The sequence below is a fragment of the Rhodococcus sp. P-2 genome (assembly GCF_016598535.1).
Taxonomy (GTDB): Bacteria; Actinomycetota; Actinomycetes; order Mycobacteriales; family Mycobacteriaceae; genus Rhodococcus_F; species Rhodococcus_F baikonurensis.
In genome coordinates this window covers 5758317-5776467 of record NZ_CP066779.1, presented here as the reverse complement: position 1 = coordinate 5776467, position 18151 = coordinate 5758317, and the positions used below count along the sequence as shown (strand labels likewise).

Annotated in this window: 18 protein-coding genes; 4 read left to right on the top strand and 14 right to left on the bottom strand. The window is 62.6% G+C overall.

The window, feature by feature from the left end:
- Nucleotides 1–225 precede the first annotated feature (225 nt).
- The 3 genes from I7X09_RS26905 to fadD5 all read left to right on the top strand — a co-directional run bounded on the left by I7X09_RS26905 (nt 226) and on the right by fadD5 (nt 3675).
- Nucleotides 226–1215 (top strand): NAD(P)H-dependent flavin oxidoreductase, encoded by a 990-nt coding sequence (locus I7X09_RS26905; protein ID WP_200314545.1) that lies wholly within the window; start codon nt 226–228, stop codon nt 1213–1215.
- Nucleotides 1212–1991 carry an enoyl-CoA hydratase gene (locus I7X09_RS26900; RefSeq protein WP_200314543.1) on the top strand — a complete coding sequence of 260 codons (780 nt, stop codon included), beginning with the start codon at nt 1212–1214 and terminating at the stop codon, nt 1989–1991. The genes I7X09_RS26905 and I7X09_RS26900 overlap by 4 nt, the downstream gene beginning before the upstream one ends.
- A 94-nt stretch (nt 1992–2085) precedes the next feature.
- Entirely contained in the window at nt 2086–3675 is a 1590-nt protein-coding gene (gene fadD5, locus I7X09_RS26895) for a fatty-acid--CoA ligase FadD5 (protein ID WP_200314542.1), read from the top strand.
- A 56-nt stretch (nt 3676–3731) separates the two neighbouring features.
- Here the strand turns inward: fadD5 and I7X09_RS26890 are convergent, their stop codons facing one another.
- From I7X09_RS26890 to I7X09_RS26855, 8 genes are all read right to left on the bottom strand, one after another.
- Nucleotides 3732–4211 (bottom strand): nucleoside deaminase, encoded by a 480-nt coding sequence (locus I7X09_RS26890; protein WP_124568958.1) that lies wholly within the window; start codon nt 4209–4211, stop codon nt 3732–3734.
- A 78-nt stretch (nt 4212–4289) separates the two neighbouring features.
- Nucleotides 4290–6833: an ATP-dependent Clp protease ATP-binding subunit gene (locus I7X09_RS26885; RefSeq protein WP_003945604.1), complete on the bottom strand. Its 2544-nt coding sequence runs from the start codon at nt 6831–6833 to the stop codon at nt 4290–4292.
- Nucleotides 6834–7130: 297 nt separating this feature from the next.
- A complete protein-coding gene (locus I7X09_RS26880; RefSeq protein WP_442800606.1) occupies nt 7131–8021 on the bottom strand; it encodes an esterase/lipase family protein in 891 nt (296 codons plus the stop codon).
- Nucleotides 8022–8026: 5 nt separating this feature from the next.
- On the bottom strand, nt 8027–8923 hold the full coding sequence (locus tag I7X09_RS26875) for an esterase/lipase family protein (RefSeq protein WP_200318102.1): 897 nt from the start codon (nt 8921–8923) through the stop codon (nt 8027–8029).
- Between the two features lie 150 nt (nt 8924–9073).
- Nucleotides 9074–9412: a histone-like nucleoid-structuring protein Lsr2 gene (locus I7X09_RS26870; RefSeq protein WP_042923743.1), complete on the bottom strand. Its 339-nt coding sequence runs from the start codon at nt 9410–9412 to the stop codon at nt 9074–9076.
- A 406-nt stretch (nt 9413–9818) separates the two neighbouring features.
- On the bottom strand, nt 9819–11330 hold the full coding sequence (lysS, locus tag I7X09_RS26865; protein WP_200314541.1) for a lysine--tRNA ligase: 1512 nt from the start codon (nt 11328–11330) through the stop codon (nt 9819–9821).
- A gap of 11 nt (nt 11331–11341) precedes the next feature.
- The gene (locus I7X09_RS26860) at nt 11342–11845 is read right to left on the bottom strand and encodes an anthrone oxygenase family protein (RefSeq protein WP_200314539.1); all 504 of its coding nucleotides are present in this window, start codon (nt 11843–11845) and stop codon (nt 11342–11344) included.
- Nucleotides 11842–12675: an NmrA family NAD(P)-binding protein gene (locus I7X09_RS26855; RefSeq protein WP_200314538.1), complete on the bottom strand. Its 834-nt coding sequence runs from the start codon at nt 12673–12675 to the stop codon at nt 11842–11844. The genes I7X09_RS26860 and I7X09_RS26855 overlap by 4 nt, the downstream gene beginning before the upstream one ends.
- Before the next feature lie 80 nt (nt 12676–12755).
- Between I7X09_RS26855 and I7X09_RS26850 the strand changes: the two genes are divergently transcribed.
- Nucleotides 12756–13715: an AraC family transcriptional regulator gene (locus tag I7X09_RS26850; protein ID WP_200314536.1), complete on the top strand. Its 960-nt coding sequence runs from the start codon at nt 12756–12758 to the stop codon at nt 13713–13715.
- A 21-nt stretch (nt 13716–13736) separates the two neighbouring features.
- Here the strand turns inward: I7X09_RS26850 and I7X09_RS26845 are convergent, their stop codons facing one another.
- The 6 genes from I7X09_RS26845 to I7X09_RS26820 all read right to left on the bottom strand — a co-directional run bounded on the left by I7X09_RS26845 (nt 13737) and on the right by I7X09_RS26820 (nt 18095).
- A complete protein-coding gene (locus I7X09_RS26845) occupies nt 13737–14159 on the bottom strand; it encodes a rhodanese-like domain-containing protein (protein ID WP_200314535.1) in 423 nt (140 codons plus the stop codon).
- Nucleotides 14156–14674 (bottom strand): cysteine dioxygenase, encoded by a 519-nt coding sequence (locus I7X09_RS26840; protein WP_200314533.1) that lies wholly within the window; start codon nt 14672–14674, stop codon nt 14156–14158. The genes I7X09_RS26845 and I7X09_RS26840 overlap by 4 nt, the downstream gene beginning before the upstream one ends.
- Nucleotides 14675–14935: 261 nt before the next feature.
- Entirely contained in the window at nt 14936–15751 is an 816-nt protein-coding gene (locus tag I7X09_RS26835) for a type III pantothenate kinase (RefSeq protein WP_095970833.1), read from the bottom strand.
- 3 nt (nt 15752–15754) lie between these two features.
- Nucleotides 15755–16201 (bottom strand): aspartate 1-decarboxylase, encoded by a 447-nt coding sequence (panD, locus tag I7X09_RS26830; protein WP_003945761.1) that lies wholly within the window; start codon nt 16199–16201, stop codon nt 15755–15757.
- A 27-nt stretch (nt 16202–16228) separates the two neighbouring features.
- Entirely contained in the window at nt 16229–17161 is a 933-nt protein-coding gene (gene panC, locus I7X09_RS26825; RefSeq protein WP_185564832.1) for a pantoate--beta-alanine ligase, read from the bottom strand.
- Nucleotides 17154–18095, bottom strand: a complete 942-nt coding sequence (locus tag I7X09_RS26820; protein ID WP_200314532.1) for a Rossmann-like and DUF2520 domain-containing protein — start codon at nt 18093–18095, stop codon at nt 17154–17156. The genes panC and I7X09_RS26820 overlap by 8 nt, the downstream gene beginning before the upstream one ends.
- Nucleotides 18096–18151: the final 56 nt, after the last annotated feature.

Below are 18151 nucleotides of genomic sequence, written 5' to 3'. Positions count from 1 at the left end.
CCCGGTACAGCTTCACCCGAAACCCTACAACGCAGCTGTCGCGCCGGACGGATTCCGGAAAAGAGTCTTGACACCCGCTCTCACACCGGTGTTATGTTAGTGACGATTCGCACAGTCTTGCACGTAGTCCGCTGGCGGGCTCGTTCCTTGTGGCACGGAGTTTTTCCTTGCCCACAACAGGGTTCGATGCCGATTGACCGACCGTAAGAAAGTAGTTGTGAGCACATGATTCGCACTCGCTTCACCGAAATGTTCGGCGTAGACCACCCCATCGTGCAGGGCGGCATGATGTGGGTAGGGCGCGCAGAACTTGTTGCGGCCACGGCAAATTCAGGTGCCCTCGGGTTCCTGACGGGTCTCACCCAGCCCACACCGGAAGACCTCGTCAAGGAAATTGCTCGCACTCGCGATCTCACGGACAAGCCCTTCGGTGTCAATCTCACTATTCTGCCGTCGATCACGCCACCGCCGTACGCCGAATATCGCCAGGCGATCATCGAATCCGGAATCAAGATCGTCGAGACGGCCGGTTCGAATCCGATCGATCACCTTCCACATTTCAAGGACGCAGGTGTGAAGGTGATCCACAAGTGCACTGCAGTTCGTCACGCGGTCAAGGCCGAGAGACTGGGCGTCGACGCCGTCAGCATCGACGGATTCGAATGCGCCGGGCACCCCGGCGAGGACGACATACCGGGGCTGATTCTGATTCCGGCTGCCACGCAGCAACTCACGATTCCCGTGATCGCCTCGGGCGGAATCGCAGATTCTCGTGGACTCGTCGCCGCCCTCGCGCTGGGCGCGGACGGCGTCAACATGGGAACTCGATTCATGTGCACCGTGGAATCCCCTGTAGCGCAATCGGTCAAAGAACAGATTGTCGCCAACACCGAACGCGACACCAAGCTGATCTTCCGGACCCTCCACAACACCGCACGCGTGGCCGCGAATGCGATCAGTGCCGAAGTCGTCGACATCGAGGCACGCGGCGACGCACAGTTCAGTGACATTCAGCATCTGGTGGCCGGAGCGCGCGGACGCAAGGTCTTCGAAGACGGCGATCTCGACGCGGGCATCTGGTCCGCCGGCCAGAGTCAAGGCCTGATCAACGACATCCCGACGGTTTCCGACATGATCGACCGCATGGTCTCGGAGGCCGAACACATCATCACCTCACGGCTTTCCGGATTCGTCACCGCGGTGAGTGCGGCATGACCGCCACCGCCGAGACGGGCTTCCGCTCCGAGATCACCGACGGTGTACTGCGATTGACTTTCGACCGCCCCAAGCGGATGAACGCGATCGACCTGCCCACGATGAGCGCTTTCGCCGCCGCAGTCCGAGACGGCGGCGCAGACCCGGCAGTTCGTACCATCGTCATCACCGGCTCCGGTCGAGCGTTCTGCACCGGCGCCGACCTCGCCGCAGCTGCGGTCAACCCCGCAGACCCGAAGGTCGTCATGGATGCGGCGACTTCGCTGATTCGCGCCGTCACCAGCGCCCCGGTCCCGGTGATCGCCGCGGTCAACGGCCCCGCCGCCGGCGTCGGAGTGTCCATCGCGCTGGCTGCGGATCTGACGTACGCAGCATCGAGCGCGTACTTCCTCCTCTCGTTCGTCAACATCGGCCTGATGCCCGACGGCGGCGCCAGTGCGCTGGTACCGGCAGCGATCGGACGGGCCCGCGCGGCCGAGATGGCGTTGCTGGGTGAGCGGGTCTCCGCCGAGGACGCAGAGCGTTTCGGGCTCGTGTCCCGCACCGTCTCCGACGAAGATTTCGCCACACACATCCAGTCGATCGCCGATCGAACGTCCAAGGCTCCCCGCCGTGCCCTCGAACTCACCAAAAGAGCGCTCAATGCGGCTACGTTGGATCGCCTCGACGCCGCGTTGGAGCTCGAAAATATCGGGCAGGCAGAACTTCTCACCGGTGACGATTTCAAAGAAGGCGCGACGGCGATGCTTCAGAAGCGCGCACCGCAGTACAAGTAATCCTGCGAATTTTCGTTAACAAAACCCCTGTGCACATCGACGGCTCACTGTAGCCTGAGTCACACAATCACCCACGCATGAGAGGAACCCATCGATGGCCTCCACCGATGCAGTCTCCGAGGCGCAGCGTTCACGCCGCACCAACTGGAACAATCAGATCGCCAGGCATGCGCAGATGATTCCCGATCGCACCGCGCTGCGATTTTTGGGCAATTCCATCACCTGGAGCACTCTCGACACGCGCGTCGAGAAGCTGGCAGACGCCCTTGCTCGACGCGGTGTCAGCTTCGGCGACCGCGTGCTCATCCTGATGCTCAACCGCCCGGAATACCTCGAGGTCGTGCTCGCGACCAACGCGCTGGGCGCAATCGCTGTTCCGGTGAACTTCCGTCTGACGCCACCCGAGGTCGCTTATCTCGTCAACGACTCCGGCTCCAAAGTCATTGTCGCCGAAGGCCCCTTGGCTCCGCTGGCCAGCGCGGCTCGCGCCGCATCCGAGGGGATCGACATTTCCATCACCGTGGGCGCCGCCGCCGAGGGTAACAGCCTGAATTACGAGGACCTGATCAGCGAAGAGGGTGAGCAGCACGCGTTCGTCGACATCCCGGACGACACTCCTGCTCTGATCATGTACACCTCGGGAACCACCGGTCGCCCCAAAGGTTCGGTACTCTCCCACTCGAACCTGTCGTCGCAAGCATTGACCTGTATCCGAGCCTTCCACCTGTTCAACGCCGATTCCATCGGTTTCTGCGCGTCGCCCATGTTCCACATCGCAGCCCTCGGCTCCATCGCACCGAGCCTGCAACTCGGCACGACCACGGTGATCCACCCGGTCGGCGCATTCGACCCGGGCCAACTACTCGACATTCTCGAAGCCGAGAAGGTCACCAGTCTGTTCCTCGTGCCTGTGCAATGGCAGGCCGTGTGCGCAGTTCAGAAGGCACAACCTCGAGCACTGTCGCTGAAGAACATCTCGTGGGGTGCCGCGCCGTCGTCCGATACGATCCTGCGGGCAATGGCCGAAACCTTCCCCGACGCATTCAATGTCGCGGTCTTCGGTCAGACCGAAATGTCGCCCATCACTTGCGTTCTCGACGGCGAAGACGCAATCCGTAAGCTCGGATCGGTCGGTCGGGTCATTCCGACCATCTCCGCCAGGGTGGTCGACGAGAACATGGACGACGTGGCACCCGGTGAAATCGGGGAAATCGTCTACCGCGGACCCACGATGATGAGCGAGTACTGGAACAACCCCACCGCCACCGCAGACGCCTTCCACGGTGGATGGTTCCACTCCGGCGATCTCGTTCGAGTCGACGACGAAGGCTTCGTCTACGTCGTCGACCGCAAGAAGGACATGATCATCTCCGGCGGCGAGAACATCTACTGCGCCGAGGTGGAAAACGTTCTCTACGAACACGAATTGATCGTCGAAGCGGCCGTCGTCGGTCGCCCCGACGCCAAGTGGGGTGAGGTGCCGGTCGCGATCGTCGCAATGGCGCCGGGTTCAGCCGTTGACCTGACCATCGAAGAGCTGAGCGTCTTCCTCAACGATCGTCTCGCGCGCTACAAGCACCCGAAGGACATCGTCGTCGTGGAAGCGCTCCCACGCAACGCAAGCGGCAAGGTCGTCAAGGGTGAACTGCGAGAGAAGGTTCGAGCAGTCGACGCCGTTTCCTGACTCGACATGAAACGGGCGGCACCTCCAGCGATGTGCCGCCCGTTCGTGTGCGTCCTTCACGTGCTCTGCGAATGCAACTTCCGATGCAGTTCTCGTACCTGTGGAACCAACTCCGGAACCGGACCTTCGACCGGGATGTTCGGCGCAACCTCGTTGACGGACAGAGACTTCACCGGCGCCGGAGCCACACCCCACTCCGCGAGCCAGTCGCCGAGTTGGGCCGAAGAGCAGATGTAGACGATCCGTCCCAGTCCCACCCACGCGTGCGCTGCCGAACACATCGCGCAGTGCTCACCCGAGGTGAATACCGTTGCCGTCGAACGCTCTTCCGGCGTCAGGTACTGAGCCGCCCACCGCGCCAGCTCGAATTCGGGGTGACGAGTGTTGTCGCCGCCCGCGATTCTGTTTCGATCCTCCGCCAGAAAGGTTCCGTCGGCCGCTGCCAGGACGGAACCGAAAGGTTCGTCGCCGGCATCCAATGCTTCCGTTGCCAATTCGACGCAACGACGCAGGTGACCCAGTTCGATGTCGTTCATGTGTACGCCCTCTCCCGTGATACACGAAACGGGCGGCACCGGTGAGGTGCCGCCCGTTTCGTTACTTGCTCTGCTGTACTACTCTGCTGCGCTTTCGCTTTCGCCGGCCTTGGTCAGCTCGATCGGCGGTGCGTCCGGCACGTCGATCGGCTTCTTGGTAGGCGTGAACGTGAACTTCGCGTCCTCGCCCGAGCCTTCGCCGTCCCAGTTCTCGACGTCGACGAGCACGATGTGACCCGGTCCGATCTCTCCGAAGAGGATCTTCTCGGACATCTGGTCCTCGATCTCGCGCTGGATGGTGCGACGCAGCGGTCGTGCACCCAGTACCGGATCGAATCCGCGCTTGGCCAGAAGCGACTTGGCCTTGTCGGTGACCTCCATGGCCATGTCCTTGTTCTTGAGTGCCGCCTCGACGCGAGCGAGCATCAGGTCGACCATCTGAACGATCTGCTCGTTCGTGAGCTGATGGAAGACGACGATGTCGTCGATACGGTTCAAGAACTCGGGACGGAAGTGCTTCTTCAGCTCGTCGTGAACCTTGAGCTTCATGCGCTCGTAGTTCGACTCCGTGCCCGTTCCCGAGCTGAAGCCCAGGCCGACTGCCTTGGAGATGTCCGACGTACCGAGGTTGGACGTGAAGATCAGCACCGTGTTCTTGAAGTCGACGGTACGTCCCTGACCGTCGGTGAGACGGCCGTCCTCGAGCACCTGCAGGAGGGTGTTGTAGATCTCCTGGTGTGCCTTCTCGATCTCGTCGAACAGCACAACGCTGAACGGCTTGCGGCGCACCTTCTCGGTGAGCTGGCCGCCCTCTTCGTATCCGACGTACCCGGGAGGGGCACCGAACAGACGCGAAGCGGTGAAGCGGTCGTGGAACTCGCCCATGTCGATCTGGATCAGAGCGTCGTCGTCACCGAACAGGAAGTTGGCGAGCGACTTCGCGAGCTCGGTCTTACCGACACCGGACGGGCCGGCGAAGATGAACGAGCCCGAGGGACGCTTGGGATCCTTCAGACCTGCACGCGTACGACGGATCGCCTTCGAGACGGACTTGACTGCCTCTTCCTGGCCGATGATCCGCTTGTGCAGTTCCTCTTCCATGCGGAGCAGTCGAGTGGTCTCCTCCTCGGTGAGCTTGAAGACGGGGATGCCGGTCCAGTTGCCCAGAACCTCGGCGATCTGCTCGTCGTCGACCTCGGCGATGACGTCCAGGTCTCCCGCACGCCACTGCTTCTCACGCTCAGCGCGCTGAGCAACGAGGGTCTTCTCCTTGTCACGCAGGTTCGCGGCCTTCTCGAAGTCCTGCGCGTCGATCGCGGACTCCTTCTCGCGACGCGCGTCGGCGATGCGATCGTCGAATTCGCGCAGGTCCGGCGGTGCAGTCATCCGACGGATGCGCATTCGCGCGCCCGCCTCGTCGATGAGGTCGATCGCCTTGTCCGGCAAGAAGCGGTCGTTGATGTAGCGGTCGGCCAGCGTCGCCGCTGCCACCAGAGCACCGTCCGTGATGGACACACGGTGGTGAGCCTCGTAGCGGTCACGAAGACCCTTGAGGATCTCGATGGTGTGCTCGACGGTCGGCTCGCCCACCTGGACGGGCTGGAAACGACGCTCGAGAGCGGCATCCTTCTCGATGTACTTGCGGTACTCGTCGAGAGTGGTGGCACCGATGGTCTGCAGCTCACCACGGGCGAGCTTGGGCTTGAGGATGGAGGCCGCGTCGATAGCGCCCTCGGCCGCGCCCGCACCCACGAGGGTGTGCAGCTCGTCGATGAACAGGATGATGTCGCCGCGGGTGTTGATCTCCTTGAGAACCTTCTTCAGGCGCTCTTCGAAGTCACCGCGGTAACGGCTGCCGGCCACGAGCGACCCGAGGTCGAGCGTGTACAGCTGCTTGTCCTTGAGGGTCTCGGGAACCTCGCCGTTGACGATTGCCTGAGCCAAGCCCTCGACCACAGCGGTCTTACCGACACCGGGTTCACCGATGAGAACCGGGTTGTTCTTGGTACGACGCGAGAGAACCTGCATGACGCGCTCGATTTCCTTCGAGCGGCCGATGACCGGGTCCAGCTTGCCTTCGAGGGCAGCTTGCGTCAGGTTGCGGCCGAACTGGTCGAGCACGAGCGAGGTGGACGGCGTGCCGGCCTCTCCGCGGGTGCCACCGGTTTCGGTGGGCTCCTTGCCCTGGTAGCCCGACAGCAGCTGGATGACCTGCTGGCGGACGCGGTTGAGATCGGCACCGAGCTTGACCAGAACCTGGGCTGCCACGCCCTCACCCTCACGGATGAGACCGAGCAGGATGTGCTCCGTACCGATGTAGTTGTGTCCGAGCTGCAGCGCTTCGCGCAGACTCAGCTCGAGGACTTTCTTGGCGCGCGGTGTGAAGGGGATGTGACCGGACGGAGCCTGCTGGCCCTGGCCGATGATCTCCTCGACCTGGCTGCGGACTCCCTCGAGGGAGATACCCAACGACTCCAACGACTTGGCTGCAACACCTTCGCCCTCGTGAATGAGGCCGAGAAGGATGTGCTCCGTGCCGATGTAGTTGTGGTTGAGCATCCTGGCTTCTTCTTGAGCCAGGACAACAACGCGCCGCGCGCGATCGGTGAACCTCTCGAACATCGCTCTCCCTCACACTCTCCGGCGGGCAGGTTCGAGACCGGATGTCTCGTCCCTGGTCGCCGCGTTTCGCTCCGGCACTACAGACTGATCGCCTCGCCGGTCAGCGGACTGACGTCCACGAATCGACAAAGGTTGCACGACCCCACTTATTACTCTAGAGGGCGCGAAGTCCACCTGCTGCTCCTCCACCCGATTGGCGGCGGAAGCCGGACTGCTTACCGTTCACAACGTCGCAGCTGAGGGAATCGTTTCCCGGTTCCTGTACGCCTGAAGCGAACAGCGATTTTCGACGCCTGATCAGCCGAATATCGGGAGTACCCGAGTGCACGGCACCTCACGCGGATTCGACGGATCCAGCGCGTTGAGCGTCAGAGTCGCCGTTCGCGCCGACGCCACCAACGCGATGTGATCCGACAGGTCCTGTTCGCAGCCGTCCTGAACAACTATGTTCGACGCATTCGACGCGGCCAGTATTCCGCTGCTGTACGGAACGACTACTTGATCGAAACGGGTCACGATGTTGGTGTACTCGACGTCATCGGAGTAGACGCCCGCGTCGCGCAGTTCGGTCACGAAGGTGGCGTTGTCGAAATCCGGTCCGCCGACGCCTTCCGGTGGGCCGACCTCCGAGCCGTCCCACAACGGAGCGATGGAGACGATCTTGGAAACCTTCGCGTCGCCGCCGAGGAACTTGGCGTAGTACGCACTGACCGTCGTCCCTTGGGAGTGTCCGATCAGGTCCACCTTCGAGCTACCGGTCGCGGTAAGGACTTGGTCGACGAACTCCGACAGCTGCCCTGCGCTGTCTCCGAGTGGTGCGAGGCCGCCGGCTGCGGAAATCGGCCACGGCTGGTCCGTTCGATTCCCGAAGGTGAGCGCGAAAACGCAGTACCCCTCGTTGGCCAGCACGGGTGCGAGTACGCCCCAATTTGTCTGACGGTTGGCCGCCGTCCCGTGCACCAGAACGACGGGATCAGGATGAGCAGCGGAAGGCCTGCACGAGAAGTCGTTGGTGCCGGGGACCGATCCACCCGGGTTGGTCGCTTCGAGGGCGATTCCACTGAAGAAACCGAACGGAACGGGAAGAGGTTCGTTCGCCGACGCAAGCGGTGTGGCGGTCGCAGCTACGGCTCCGGCCAGAGCGAGAGCGCCCACGCATGTTCGAATCCCCACCGAAGGCCTCCACATGTTGCTCAACCCACGACGGGCAATACCGAGTTGCACGGTACCGGCCGCTGGTGCGCGGGGTCGAGTGCATTGAGAGCAAAAGTCGCAGCGCGCAGCGATGCCGCGATGGCGAGGTGATCGGAGATGTCTTGCTCACAACCGTCCTGGACGACGATGTTGGTGGCGTTGGGCCCGGGCTCCAGTCCGTTTGTGTACGGCAGCACCAGTTCGTCGTAGCGCGTCGTGATGTTCGTGTAGTGAACGCCCGGCGCGTAAACGCCTCCCGCACGGAGATTTTCGATGAACTCCGAACCGGCCCCCATGTTCAGACACGCCTTGCAGATCGGGAATCCGGCCTGCGCTGCCTCGGATACTCCGAGTTCGCGAAGGCTGCGGCCGATACTTACCTGCTCGTTTCCGAGCGTTCCCTTCCACAGCGACGCCACCGAGACGATGTTGTCCACTTTGCCGGCACCGCCGAGGAACTTCGCGTAGTACCCGTTGATTATGGTGCCCTGCGAATGTCCGATCAGATCTACCGACGTTGCGCCCGTGGCGCCCAGTACTTGATCGACGAATTTCGACAATTGTGCTGCGCTGGAGGGAATTTCCTGCATTCCACCGATGGCCGACAACGGCCATGGCTGCTCGGGGAAGTTGCCGTACGTCAGCGCGAAGACGCAGTAGCCCTCGTTGGCGAGCAACGGCGCATAGGTGGCCCAGTTGGTCTGCCTGTTTCCACCCGTTCCGTGAACGAGCACAACCGGATTGGGATGTTCGGCAGTCGGTTTACACGAAAAGTCATTGGATCCGGGAGCTGAACCGCCAGGATTTCCCAACTCCTGAGGAACTCCTGCGAGGAATGCATTGGGCACGGGCAACGGAGCCTGAGCCGACGCCACGGAACTGAACCCGATGAGCATCACCGCGGCAAGGACCGCTCCCCCGAACAACCTGATTCTGCGCACGACCGACTCCTCTACGAGAGATGCGAACCGTGCAGACGCTAACAAACTAGAACGCGTTATCAATCCGTTTCGGCAAAATGCGCCCGAATCCATTCGCGATCCATTTCAGACGGCCTTTTCGTAGGCTCGGCGCACCTCGGTCGAAATACGACCGCGGGCCGAAATCTCGAAGCCGGCACCCTTGGCCCATTCGCGGATGGCGGCACTCTGATCGCGGTCGGCAACTGGGCGAGACTTGGCCACCGATCCGTTGGCCGATTTTGCGGAATTCGACTTTCTCGCATGGGGAATCCACTTTTTCAGTGCATCGCGCAGTTCCGCGGCGTGGGCGGCGGTGAGATCGATTTCGTACGCAACTCCGTCGACGGAAAACTCGACAGTTTCGTCAGCGGGCGATTTCTTGTCCAGATCGTCAACCATCGTGACGACAACCTTTTTCACCACGACCATTCCTCCCCAGATCCTTCGATAAGCAGCGACAATAGCACCTGGACAAACGTCCTGTCTTGGCTCGTCCGGATGATTGGGACTGATCGCCGCCGGGTATGCCAGTCGACTTGTCTTGCGACAAGGACAGTGCCGATACGCTCCTTGCGACGCATTGGGGAATGCATGCAGCGGGGGATCATGACAGAAGACGGCGCGAGAAAACACCTCTTCCGAGTCCCACTTTCGAATCGGGAACTACGATGCGCTGAACGCGCAGGGCCCGAAGCTACGGCAGAACTCCGTCACCGCTCAGAGCGGCGGCGGGCGAATATCGTCGGGAACAAATCGAATCCCTCGGGAGCGCCCCAACTGAAAAAGGTTCGGCCGCAACGTGTGCGGCCGAACCCTGATCGAAGTGAATCTAGCGAACGGACGGACGGACGATCGGGAAGAGGATCGTCTCGCGAATACCGAGACCCGTCAAAGCCATCAGCAGTCGATCGATTCCCATGCCGGTGCCGGTGGTCGGCGGCATGCCCTGTTCCATCGCGGCGAGGAACTCCTCGTCCAGCACCATCGCTTCGTCGTCGCCGGCCGACGCGAGGCGCGCCTGGTCGACAAAACGCTCACGCTGGATCACCGGGTCGACAAGTTCGGAGTAGCCGGTCGCCAACTCGAATCCGCGGATGTACAGGTCCCACTTCTCGGTGACACCCTTCTTGCTGCGGTGATCTCGGGTCAGGGGCGACGTCTCGACCGGGAAGTCGCGGACGAACGTCGGCACGTACAGCTGATCGCCGCACTGGTGCTCCCACAGTTCCTCGACGAGCTTGCCGTGGCCGTAACCCTTGTCCTTGGGAATCTCGAGGCCGACCTTCTCCGCCAAAGCAAGAAGCTCGTCGACCGTCGTATCCGGGGTGACCTCGGTGCCGATGGCCGCCGACAACGACGGGTACATCTCGAGAACCTGCCACTCGCCGCTGACGTCGTACTCGGTACCGTCGGCGAGGGTGAGGACCTGCGTTCCGAACGCTTCCTGCGCAACTTCCTGGACGAGTTCACGAATCATCTTCGCGGAATCGTCGTACGTGCCGTAGGCCTCGTACGTCTCGAGCATCGCGAACTCGGGAGAGTGGGTGGAGTCGACGCCCTCGTTGCGGAAGTTGCGGTTGATCTCGAAGACCTTCTCGATGCCGCCGACAACGCAACGCTTGAGAAACAGTTCCGGCGCGATACGCAGGTACAGGTCGATGTCGAGGGCGTTCGAGTGCGTGACGAACGGGCGAGCTGCCGCGCCGCCGTGCAGCGTCTGCAGCATCGGCGTCTCGACCTCGAGGAAGCCGCGGCTCTCGAGCGCATTGCGCAGCGCGCGGACGACAGCGACGCGCTTGCGGGCGTTGTCACGAGCCTCGGGGCGAACGATCAGATCCGCGTAGCGCTGACGCACCCGGGACTCTTCGCTCATTTCCTTGTGCGCAACCGGCAGGGGGCGCAGCGACTTGGATGCGATCTGCCAGGCGTCGGCCATCACGCTGAGCTCGCCGCGACGGGAGCTGATGACCTCGCCGTGGATGAAGACGAAGTCACCGAGGTCGACGTCGGACTTCCAGGCAGCCAGTGCCTCTTCGCCGACACCGGCGAGGCTGATCATGGCCTGCAGCTGGGTGCCGTCGCCCTCTTGCAGAGTCGCGAAGCACAGCTTGCCGGTGTTGCGCATGAAGATGACGCGGCCGACGATGCCGACCAGCACACCAGTCGCCGTGTCCGGCTCGAGTTCCGGATACTCCGCGCGGATCTGCGCAAGCGTGTGGGTGCGATCGACCGAAACCGGGTACGCCTCCTGCCCCTGCGCGAGGATCCGTTCACGCTTTTCGCGCCGGATACGGAGCTGCTCGGGGGTGTCGTCGACTGGCTGGGCTTCTACATCACTCACGGGGTACAAGACTACTGGGCCGTGTCCACCGCGTTTGTTGCTGGTAGCACCGCGGCCACCGCGAGCACGATTCCCGACAGGAGGTACAGCGCAACCCTGACGTGATTCCACATCGTCCACCCCGCCTCGTACGACGCCCATGCGGCTGCGTCGGTAGCGCTCACCGAGGCAAAAGCGTCGTTACGCGGGACGTGGTAAATCGCGGTCACCACGAAGGAAACGAGGACGCCGACGCAACCGACGACCGCGAGCATCCAACCGTTCGGCCTGGAGATCGATGCCCAGATTCCAGCGGACAGTGCAGTCAGCGCGGATCCGATGAGCGGCAGCATCAAGGCACTGCGTGGTGCTTCGACGTTGATCGCCTGCATCGACGTGATCGCGGTATGAGTGTCCACCGATCGCAGGGCGGGCATCACAAAGGAAGAGAAAGCAAACAACGCACCACCGTCGACGAGCGCGCCGAGCGCAGTCACGCCGACCAGCAACTCCAGAAAGACCTCGGACTTCTTCATGACCAAACCCCCGTTCGAGCGACCTCGGCGGCAAAAGTGGTGAAATCTCGAGCGGGCCTGTCCAGGACCTCTTCGACCACTCCGGTCACGCTTTGATTCCGTCCGTCGAGAACCTCGGCGAACAGGTACGTGAGCAACTCCACGACGTCGCTCGGGATGCCGACTTCCGTCATGCTGTCGGAAAATTGTTGCAGTCCAATTCTTTCGAACTCCACCGCGCGACCCGACGCCGTCGAAATCGCCTCAACGGCCTCCGCGAAAGTGAGTAACTCCGGACCTGTCACCTCGAGGACTCGGCCGAGGAGTTCGGTTCGAGTCAACGCGGCCACCGCCACGTCAGCGAGATCGTCGACGTCGATGAACGGCTCCCCCACCCCACCTGTCGGAAGTGCCAGGTGGCCTTCTCGAATCGGGTCGAGCAGATACCCTTCACTGAAATTCTGGGCAAACCAACTGGCCCGCACCACAGCCCATTCCAGGCCACTGTCGGCCAGCACCCGCTCGGCCTTCTGCGCTGCCGGTTCACCCCGACCGGACAGGAGCACCATTCGCCTGACGCCTTCGCGATACGCGAGATTCGCCAACTCCTCGATGTGCGTGCTCGATTCCGGCACCGCAAGATCCGGCGCATACGCCACGTATGCCGCGTCGACACCGGACACAGCGGGCTGCCACGTCGTTTGATCGTTCCACTCGAAAAGCGTCCCGGAGGTTCTCGACGCGATTCGGGTCCGCACGCCCGCCGCGGTGAGCCTGTGAGCCACGCGCGCACCGGTCTTGCCGGTACCACCGATCACTACTGCCGATTGAATGTCACCTCTTGTAGTCATGTCTTCATTCGACCGCGCGACGGCGATACGCTCCATAGTCGAACGTCGCAAAAACATTTGCCAGCGTCTACCGTCGAATCATGGATGCATTGTCGATGATGCTGGCCGGATCGCGGGCGGAGGGCGCTTTTCTGCTGCGCTCGTTGCTCGATCCACCGTGGTCGTTGCGTATCGAGGACCACGCACCCGTCACCGTGCTGGTTCTGGTTCGCGGCACCGCAGTCGTCGTCTCCGACACCGGCCAGACCGAGAATCTCGAGGCCGGCGACGTGGCACTTCTGCGCGGCCCCGATCCGTATACAGTCGCCGATCAGCCCGGCACCCCGGTTCACGTACTCATCGACGAAGCGCAGAACTGCGCCGCGGTCGACGGCTCACCACTCGAGGACATGTCAGTGCTCGGGGTTCGCACGTGGGGCAACTCGACGAGCGGCGAAACCGTCATGCTCACGGGCACATATCGTTTGGACTCCTACGTCAGCCGCCAGATCCTCGACAGCCTGACACCCGTCGCGGTGGTCCGAGGCAGCATCGAAAATGCGCCGATGACAACGCTTCTGGAACAACAGATCGCCTCCGATGGGCCAGGGCAGGAAGTCTTGTTGGACCGACTCCTGGACCTGGTCCTGATCTCGGCGGTCCGTACGTGGTTCGCCGAGAATCCGGATCGATCACCGCGATGGATCAAGGCATACGAAGATCGCGTCATCGGGCATGCCTTGCGGCTCATACACAATCGGCCCGAACATCCCTGGACGGTCGCGAGTTTGGCTCAGGAAGCCGGCAGTTCGCGAGCAGCTTTCGCTCGCCGGTTCACCAACCTCATGGGCATCGGGCCGGTTGGTTATCTGACTGAATGGCGTATGTCCGTGGCCGCGGATCTGCTCGCAGACCCGGCACGAACGGTGTCGTCGATCGCCCGAGAAGTCGGTTACTCGAGCCCCTTCGCCCTCACGACGGCCTTCACCCGCCATCACGGAGTGAGTCCGAAGATCTATCGCCAGACCTGCTGTGCGCCTTTATTAACCGCCCGCGGTTAATAAAGGCGCACAGCAAACGGGTCAGTGAGCGGAAACGGCCGCCAACTCGCGGGAGCAATGACGCACTCCGCTGAGCGCACCGAGCAAACCTGCAGCCTTGATCGCCTGGTATCCGCCCACCAGATCGGTGGCCTTGTGCAGGCCGAGCTGCTGCAACGACGCTGCGGCCAGGCTCGAGGTGAAGCCCTCGGAGCAGACGATGACCCACTCGACGTCGTGGTCGGTGGCCAGCGCGAGGTGCGCGCTGCTGGTGGGGTCGAGGCGCCACTCGAGCACGTTCCGCTCGATCGCGAGTGCGCCGGGGAGAGTTCCCTCGATGGCGCGCTGCGCCTGCGGACGAATGTCGACGAAGATTGCTCCGCGGTGAAAGGCTTCGGTGAGCTGGAAAACGTACATGCGATCGATCTGTGCGCGAGCGTCGTCGAGCATTTGGTCGATGGTCATTTGGTGCCCCCCTCGGGCAGGTCGGTCAGCTCGGTACGGGTGCGACGAAGAGTCCGGTGATCCGTCACTTCGTAGAAGGACATTGCCGTCAGCGGCGGCGAGTAAGCGTGAACACTCAGAGTCGGTGCATCAGAGCTGATTTCGATCGGATCACCAGGAACATCCGTCGAACGCACGACATCGTGAACCCAGCCGAGCGGGAACGAAGCCTGATCGCCGGCGTCGAGCTGGCGTTCCACCAGGGCGTCACCGGCCCAACGGAATTCGGTGAGAGAACCACTGAGGACGGTCAATGCGCCGAACGAACCTGCGTGGTCGTGCAATTCGGTGTTGCGTTCGGGTACCCAGCTGATGAGCCACACATCGACGTCGTCGTCCGCATGCAGGCGAGTGGACCAACGATCGAGCGTCGGGAAGGCGTCGGGAATGAGGTGGTCGAAACGGCCGTCGAGCACGCCGTTCGCTCCCTCGTCGGTCAGTCGCAGCAAATCGGCCGGGCGAAGGCGGGTGGGCAACGACGCACCACTCGGACGGCGGCCAGACGCCCCACGATTAGAGCTACGACCTGCGGAAACAGCGAGGTCAGCAGTAAGAGTCGGGGCCAAAACAGAGAGATCTGCAGAATATGTGGATAGCACGAGCTAGCTCCAAGGAATGTGAATTGGTCAAGGCAGCGGTCAGCCTCGACAACACTCCTGAGCACCCATGCAGCGATTCACGAGCACCATTGTGGCACAACTTTCGCAATCGCGAAACTGCTGGAGCAAAACCATCGATCAGGCGACGGGTCGTCGACCGGATCCACGACGCGCCTGATTGCGCTCGAAGACCAACCTCAACCCCTCGAGAGTGAGGTCCCGTTCGAGGTGATCGATAGTGTCGGATTCGGGAATGATCAGCGGTGCGCTGTCCCCGGTTGCGATCACGGAGACGTCGTCACCACCGAACTCCGGCAGTTCGTCGCGTACGCGGTTGACCAGTCCGTCTACGAGGCCGGCAAAGCCGAATACCGCACCGGACTGCATGCATTCGACGGTGTTCTTGCCGACCACCGAACGCGGGCGCACCAATTCGACCTTGCGCAGCGCAGCGGACTGCGACGCCAAGGCATCGGTCGAGATCTCGAGTCCGGGCGCGATGCAGCCGCCCAGAAACTCACCCTTGGCGGAAACGACGTCGACACAGGTCGACGTACCGAAGTCCACGACAATGCACGGACCCTCGTAAAGATGGTGAGCGGCAAGACTGTTGACGATCCGGTCGGCTCCCACCTCTTTGGGGTTGTCCACCAGCAGTGGCACACCGGTGCGAATACCCGGTTCGACCACCACGTGGGGAACGTGACCCCAGTACCGCTCCAGCATCACGCGGATTTCACGCAAGACGGACGGCACTGTCGACAGCGCCGCAACGCCGGTGATCTGATCGACATGAGTACCCAACAGCCCACGGAAGGTCAACGCCAACTCGTCGGCAGTCATCCGAGGGTCGGTTCGCATTCGCCAGTCCTGCAACAGCTTCGAATACTCACCAGTCCCGGAGAACAATCCCAGAACGATATTGGTGTTCCGCACGTCGACCGTGAGCAGCATGGATTACACCAGGCTGGATTCGCGCGAGGCCTCGAGTGTCGACAGCATGCGCGGGGTGATCAGACCCGAACCCTCCGGCGCGTGAGCCGGGTCGGAGCCGAGTTCGATCTGCTTGTTGTCGGCATCGACGAACACGACGCGCGGGGAGTACTCCTTGACTTCCTGCTCGTTCATCACGCCGTAGGCGATGAGGATGACCAGGTCACCCGGCTTGACCAGATGCGCTGCCGCACCGTTGATTCCGATGACACCAGTTCCGCGCTCGCCGGCGATGACGTACGTCTCGAGACGCGCACCGTTGTCGATGTCGACGATGCACACCTGTTCGCCTTCGAGGAGATCTGCGGCGTCCATCAGATCCTGATCGACGGTGACGGAACCGACGTAATGCAGGTCGGCGTGAGTCACTGTGGCGCGGTGGATCTTCGACTTCATCATCGTGCGAAACATATCCAGGTCCTTACTCGTGAAAAGTGCTCAGTGAGACAGCAGGTCGTCGATGGCGTCGGCGGATGGGTCGGTGTCACGCTCGAGGAACCCGGTTCCCACCGCGACACCGACGTTGTCGATCAAACGGGTGGTTCCGAGCTTGGCGGCCACCAACAGCCGGCCGTCGCCTCGCTCGGGCGCGGGGCCCAGATCTACGCCCCGCACCTCGAGGTAGTCGACCTCGATTTCCGGAACAGCTGCCAGAACAGCGCGTGCGGTTTCCAGAATTGCTTCCGCGCCCCCGGCCGCCGCGTGCGCACCGGCGATCAGAGCTGCAGACAGCGCGACCGCTGCGGTGCGCTGGCTCTCGTCGAGGTAGCGGTTGCGAGAGGACAACGCGAGGCCGTCGAACTCGCGGACCGTCGGAACTCCGATGATCTGTACATCGAAGTTGAGATCCCACACCATCTGACGAATGAGCGTCAGCTGCTGGTAATCCTTCTCACCGAAGTACGCGTGATTGGGTGCCGCGATCTGCAGCAGCTTCGCCACAACGGTCAACATTCCTGCGAAGTGCGTCGGGCGTGCGCCGCCTTCGAGTTCGCTGCCCAACGGCCCGGGCACGATGGTGGTGCGCTGACCACGCGGGTACATCGTCTTGACGCTCGGCGCGAACACCAATTCGACGCCCTCGGCGCGAAGCAGGTCGAGATCCGCATCGAGAGTGCGTGGGTACGCGTCCAAGTCTTCGCCGGCACCGAACTGCAGCGGGTTCACGAAGATGGAAACGATCACGACCGCGCCGGTGACCTTGGCCTGACGAACCAGTTCGATGTGGCCGGCGTGCAGCGCACCCATCGTCGGAACGAGCGCCACCTGACGCCCGACACCGCGCAGTGCCCGCGAGACGCGCCGAAGCTTGTCCGGATCGTGGTGCACCGTCAGTTCGCCGCGCTTGTATCCGCCCTGCAGATCACTCACGACGGTCACCTCCCGTTTCAGTCAAGATGTCGAACAATTCGGTGGGGGCGCCCACCCGCTGGGCCGATCGCAAGGACATCGCTCGATAGCCGGCAGCGAGCTCCGGATCCAGGTCTGTCAGTACGCGCAAATGTGTGTCGACGGCAGCAGCGTCACCGCGTGCCACCGGGCCGGTCAACGCCGAGGGACCGCGTCGTAGCGCGTTGTCCAAGGCCGCCGACAGCAGCGGCTGCAGGACACGCTCGGCCACCCCACCCGGATCTCCGTCGACCAACTGCTGACCGAGCAGCTCGTCACCCTGCAACGACGCTCGCAGCGCCTCGACGGCGTCGACTACGAGCGTGACCAGGTGATTACTGCCGTGCGCCAGTGCCGCGTGGTAGAGCGCGCGGTTCTCCTCGCGTACTCGGACGGGCTCGCCGCCGATCTCGAGAACCAGTGACTGCGCGATCGCGTATCCGATGTCGTCGGCAGCAGTGATTCCGAAGCATGCCGACGACAGACGCGCAGTGTCCTCGTCGTGACCGGTGAACGTCATCGCCGGATGGATGGCCAAGGGCAGCGCGCCCAGTTCGGTCAGCGGGGCCAGGATCGCGATGCCGTTGGCACCGGACGTATGGGCGACGAGCGTGCCCGGCTTGACGGCCTGGGTGGCCGCGAGACCTCGAACAAGATCCGCAAGTTGGTCGTCAGGAACGGCGAGAATCAGCAGTTCGGAGCGAGTTGCGACGTCGGCAGCCGGAAGTATTTCGGTATCGGGAAGCCGCTTCACAGCGCGGGCGACCGAGGCGCTGGAGACGGCGGAGCAAGCGCTGACAACATGACCGGCTCGCTCCAATGCGGCACCGACAGCTGTTCCGACCCGGCCTGCGGAGACAATTCCTACCGTCAATCGCGCAGGTGCAGGTCCATTAGTGATCCCGAAGGAAGTCACCGGATTCCTCTCGTTCGTTCCAGTCCCGCTCGGCGGGTACCAGACGTTCTGCGTCC

Excerpts from the sequence above, each read along its gene's own strand:
- I7X09_RS26905 (WP_200314545.1), top strand. The coding sequence starts at position 226 with ATGATTCGCACTCGCTTCACCGAAATGTTCGGCGTAGACCACCCCATC.
- panD (WP_003945761.1), bottom strand. The coding sequence starts at position 16,201 with ATGTTTCGCACGATGATGAAGTCGAAGATCCACCGCGCCACAGTGACT.
- I7X09_RS26890 (WP_124568958.1), bottom strand. The coding sequence starts at position 4,211 with ATGAACGACATCGAACTGGGTCACCTGCGTCGTTGCGTCGAATTGGCA.
- I7X09_RS26880 (WP_442800606.1), bottom strand. The coding sequence starts at position 8,021 with ATGTGGAGGCCTTCGGTGGGGATTCGAACATGCGTGGGCGCTCTCGCT.
- I7X09_RS26835 (WP_095970833.1), bottom strand. The coding sequence starts at position 15,751 with ATGCTGCTCACGGTCGACGTGCGGAACACCAATATCGTTCTGGGATTG.
- I7X09_RS26850 (WP_200314536.1), top strand. The coding sequence starts at position 12,756 with ATGGATGCATTGTCGATGATGCTGGCCGGATCGCGGGCGGAGGGCGCT.
- I7X09_RS26885 (WP_003945604.1), bottom strand. The coding sequence starts at position 6,833 with ATGTTCGAGAGGTTCACCGATCGCGCGCGGCGCGTTGTTGTCCTGGCT.
- I7X09_RS26875 (WP_200318102.1), bottom strand. The coding sequence starts at position 8,923 with ATGCTCATCGGGTTCAGTTCCGTGGCGTCGGCTCAGGCTCCGTTGCCC.
- I7X09_RS26900 (WP_200314543.1), top strand. The coding sequence starts at position 1,212 with ATGACCGCCACCGCCGAGACGGGCTTCCGCTCCGAGATCACCGACGGT.
- I7X09_RS26855 (WP_200314538.1), bottom strand. The coding sequence starts at position 12,675 with ATGACTACAAGAGGTGACATTCAATCGGCAGTAGTGATCGGTGGTACC.
- fadD5 (WP_200314542.1), top strand. The coding sequence starts at position 2,086 with ATGGCCTCCACCGATGCAGTCTCCGAGGCGCAGCGTTCACGCCGCACC.
- I7X09_RS26845 (WP_200314535.1), bottom strand. The coding sequence starts at position 14,159 with ATGACCATCGACCAAATGCTCGACGACGCTCGCGCACAGATCGATCGC.
- I7X09_RS26860 (WP_200314539.1), bottom strand. The coding sequence starts at position 11,845 with ATGAAGAAGTCCGAGGTCTTTCTGGAGTTGCTGGTCGGCGTGACTGCG.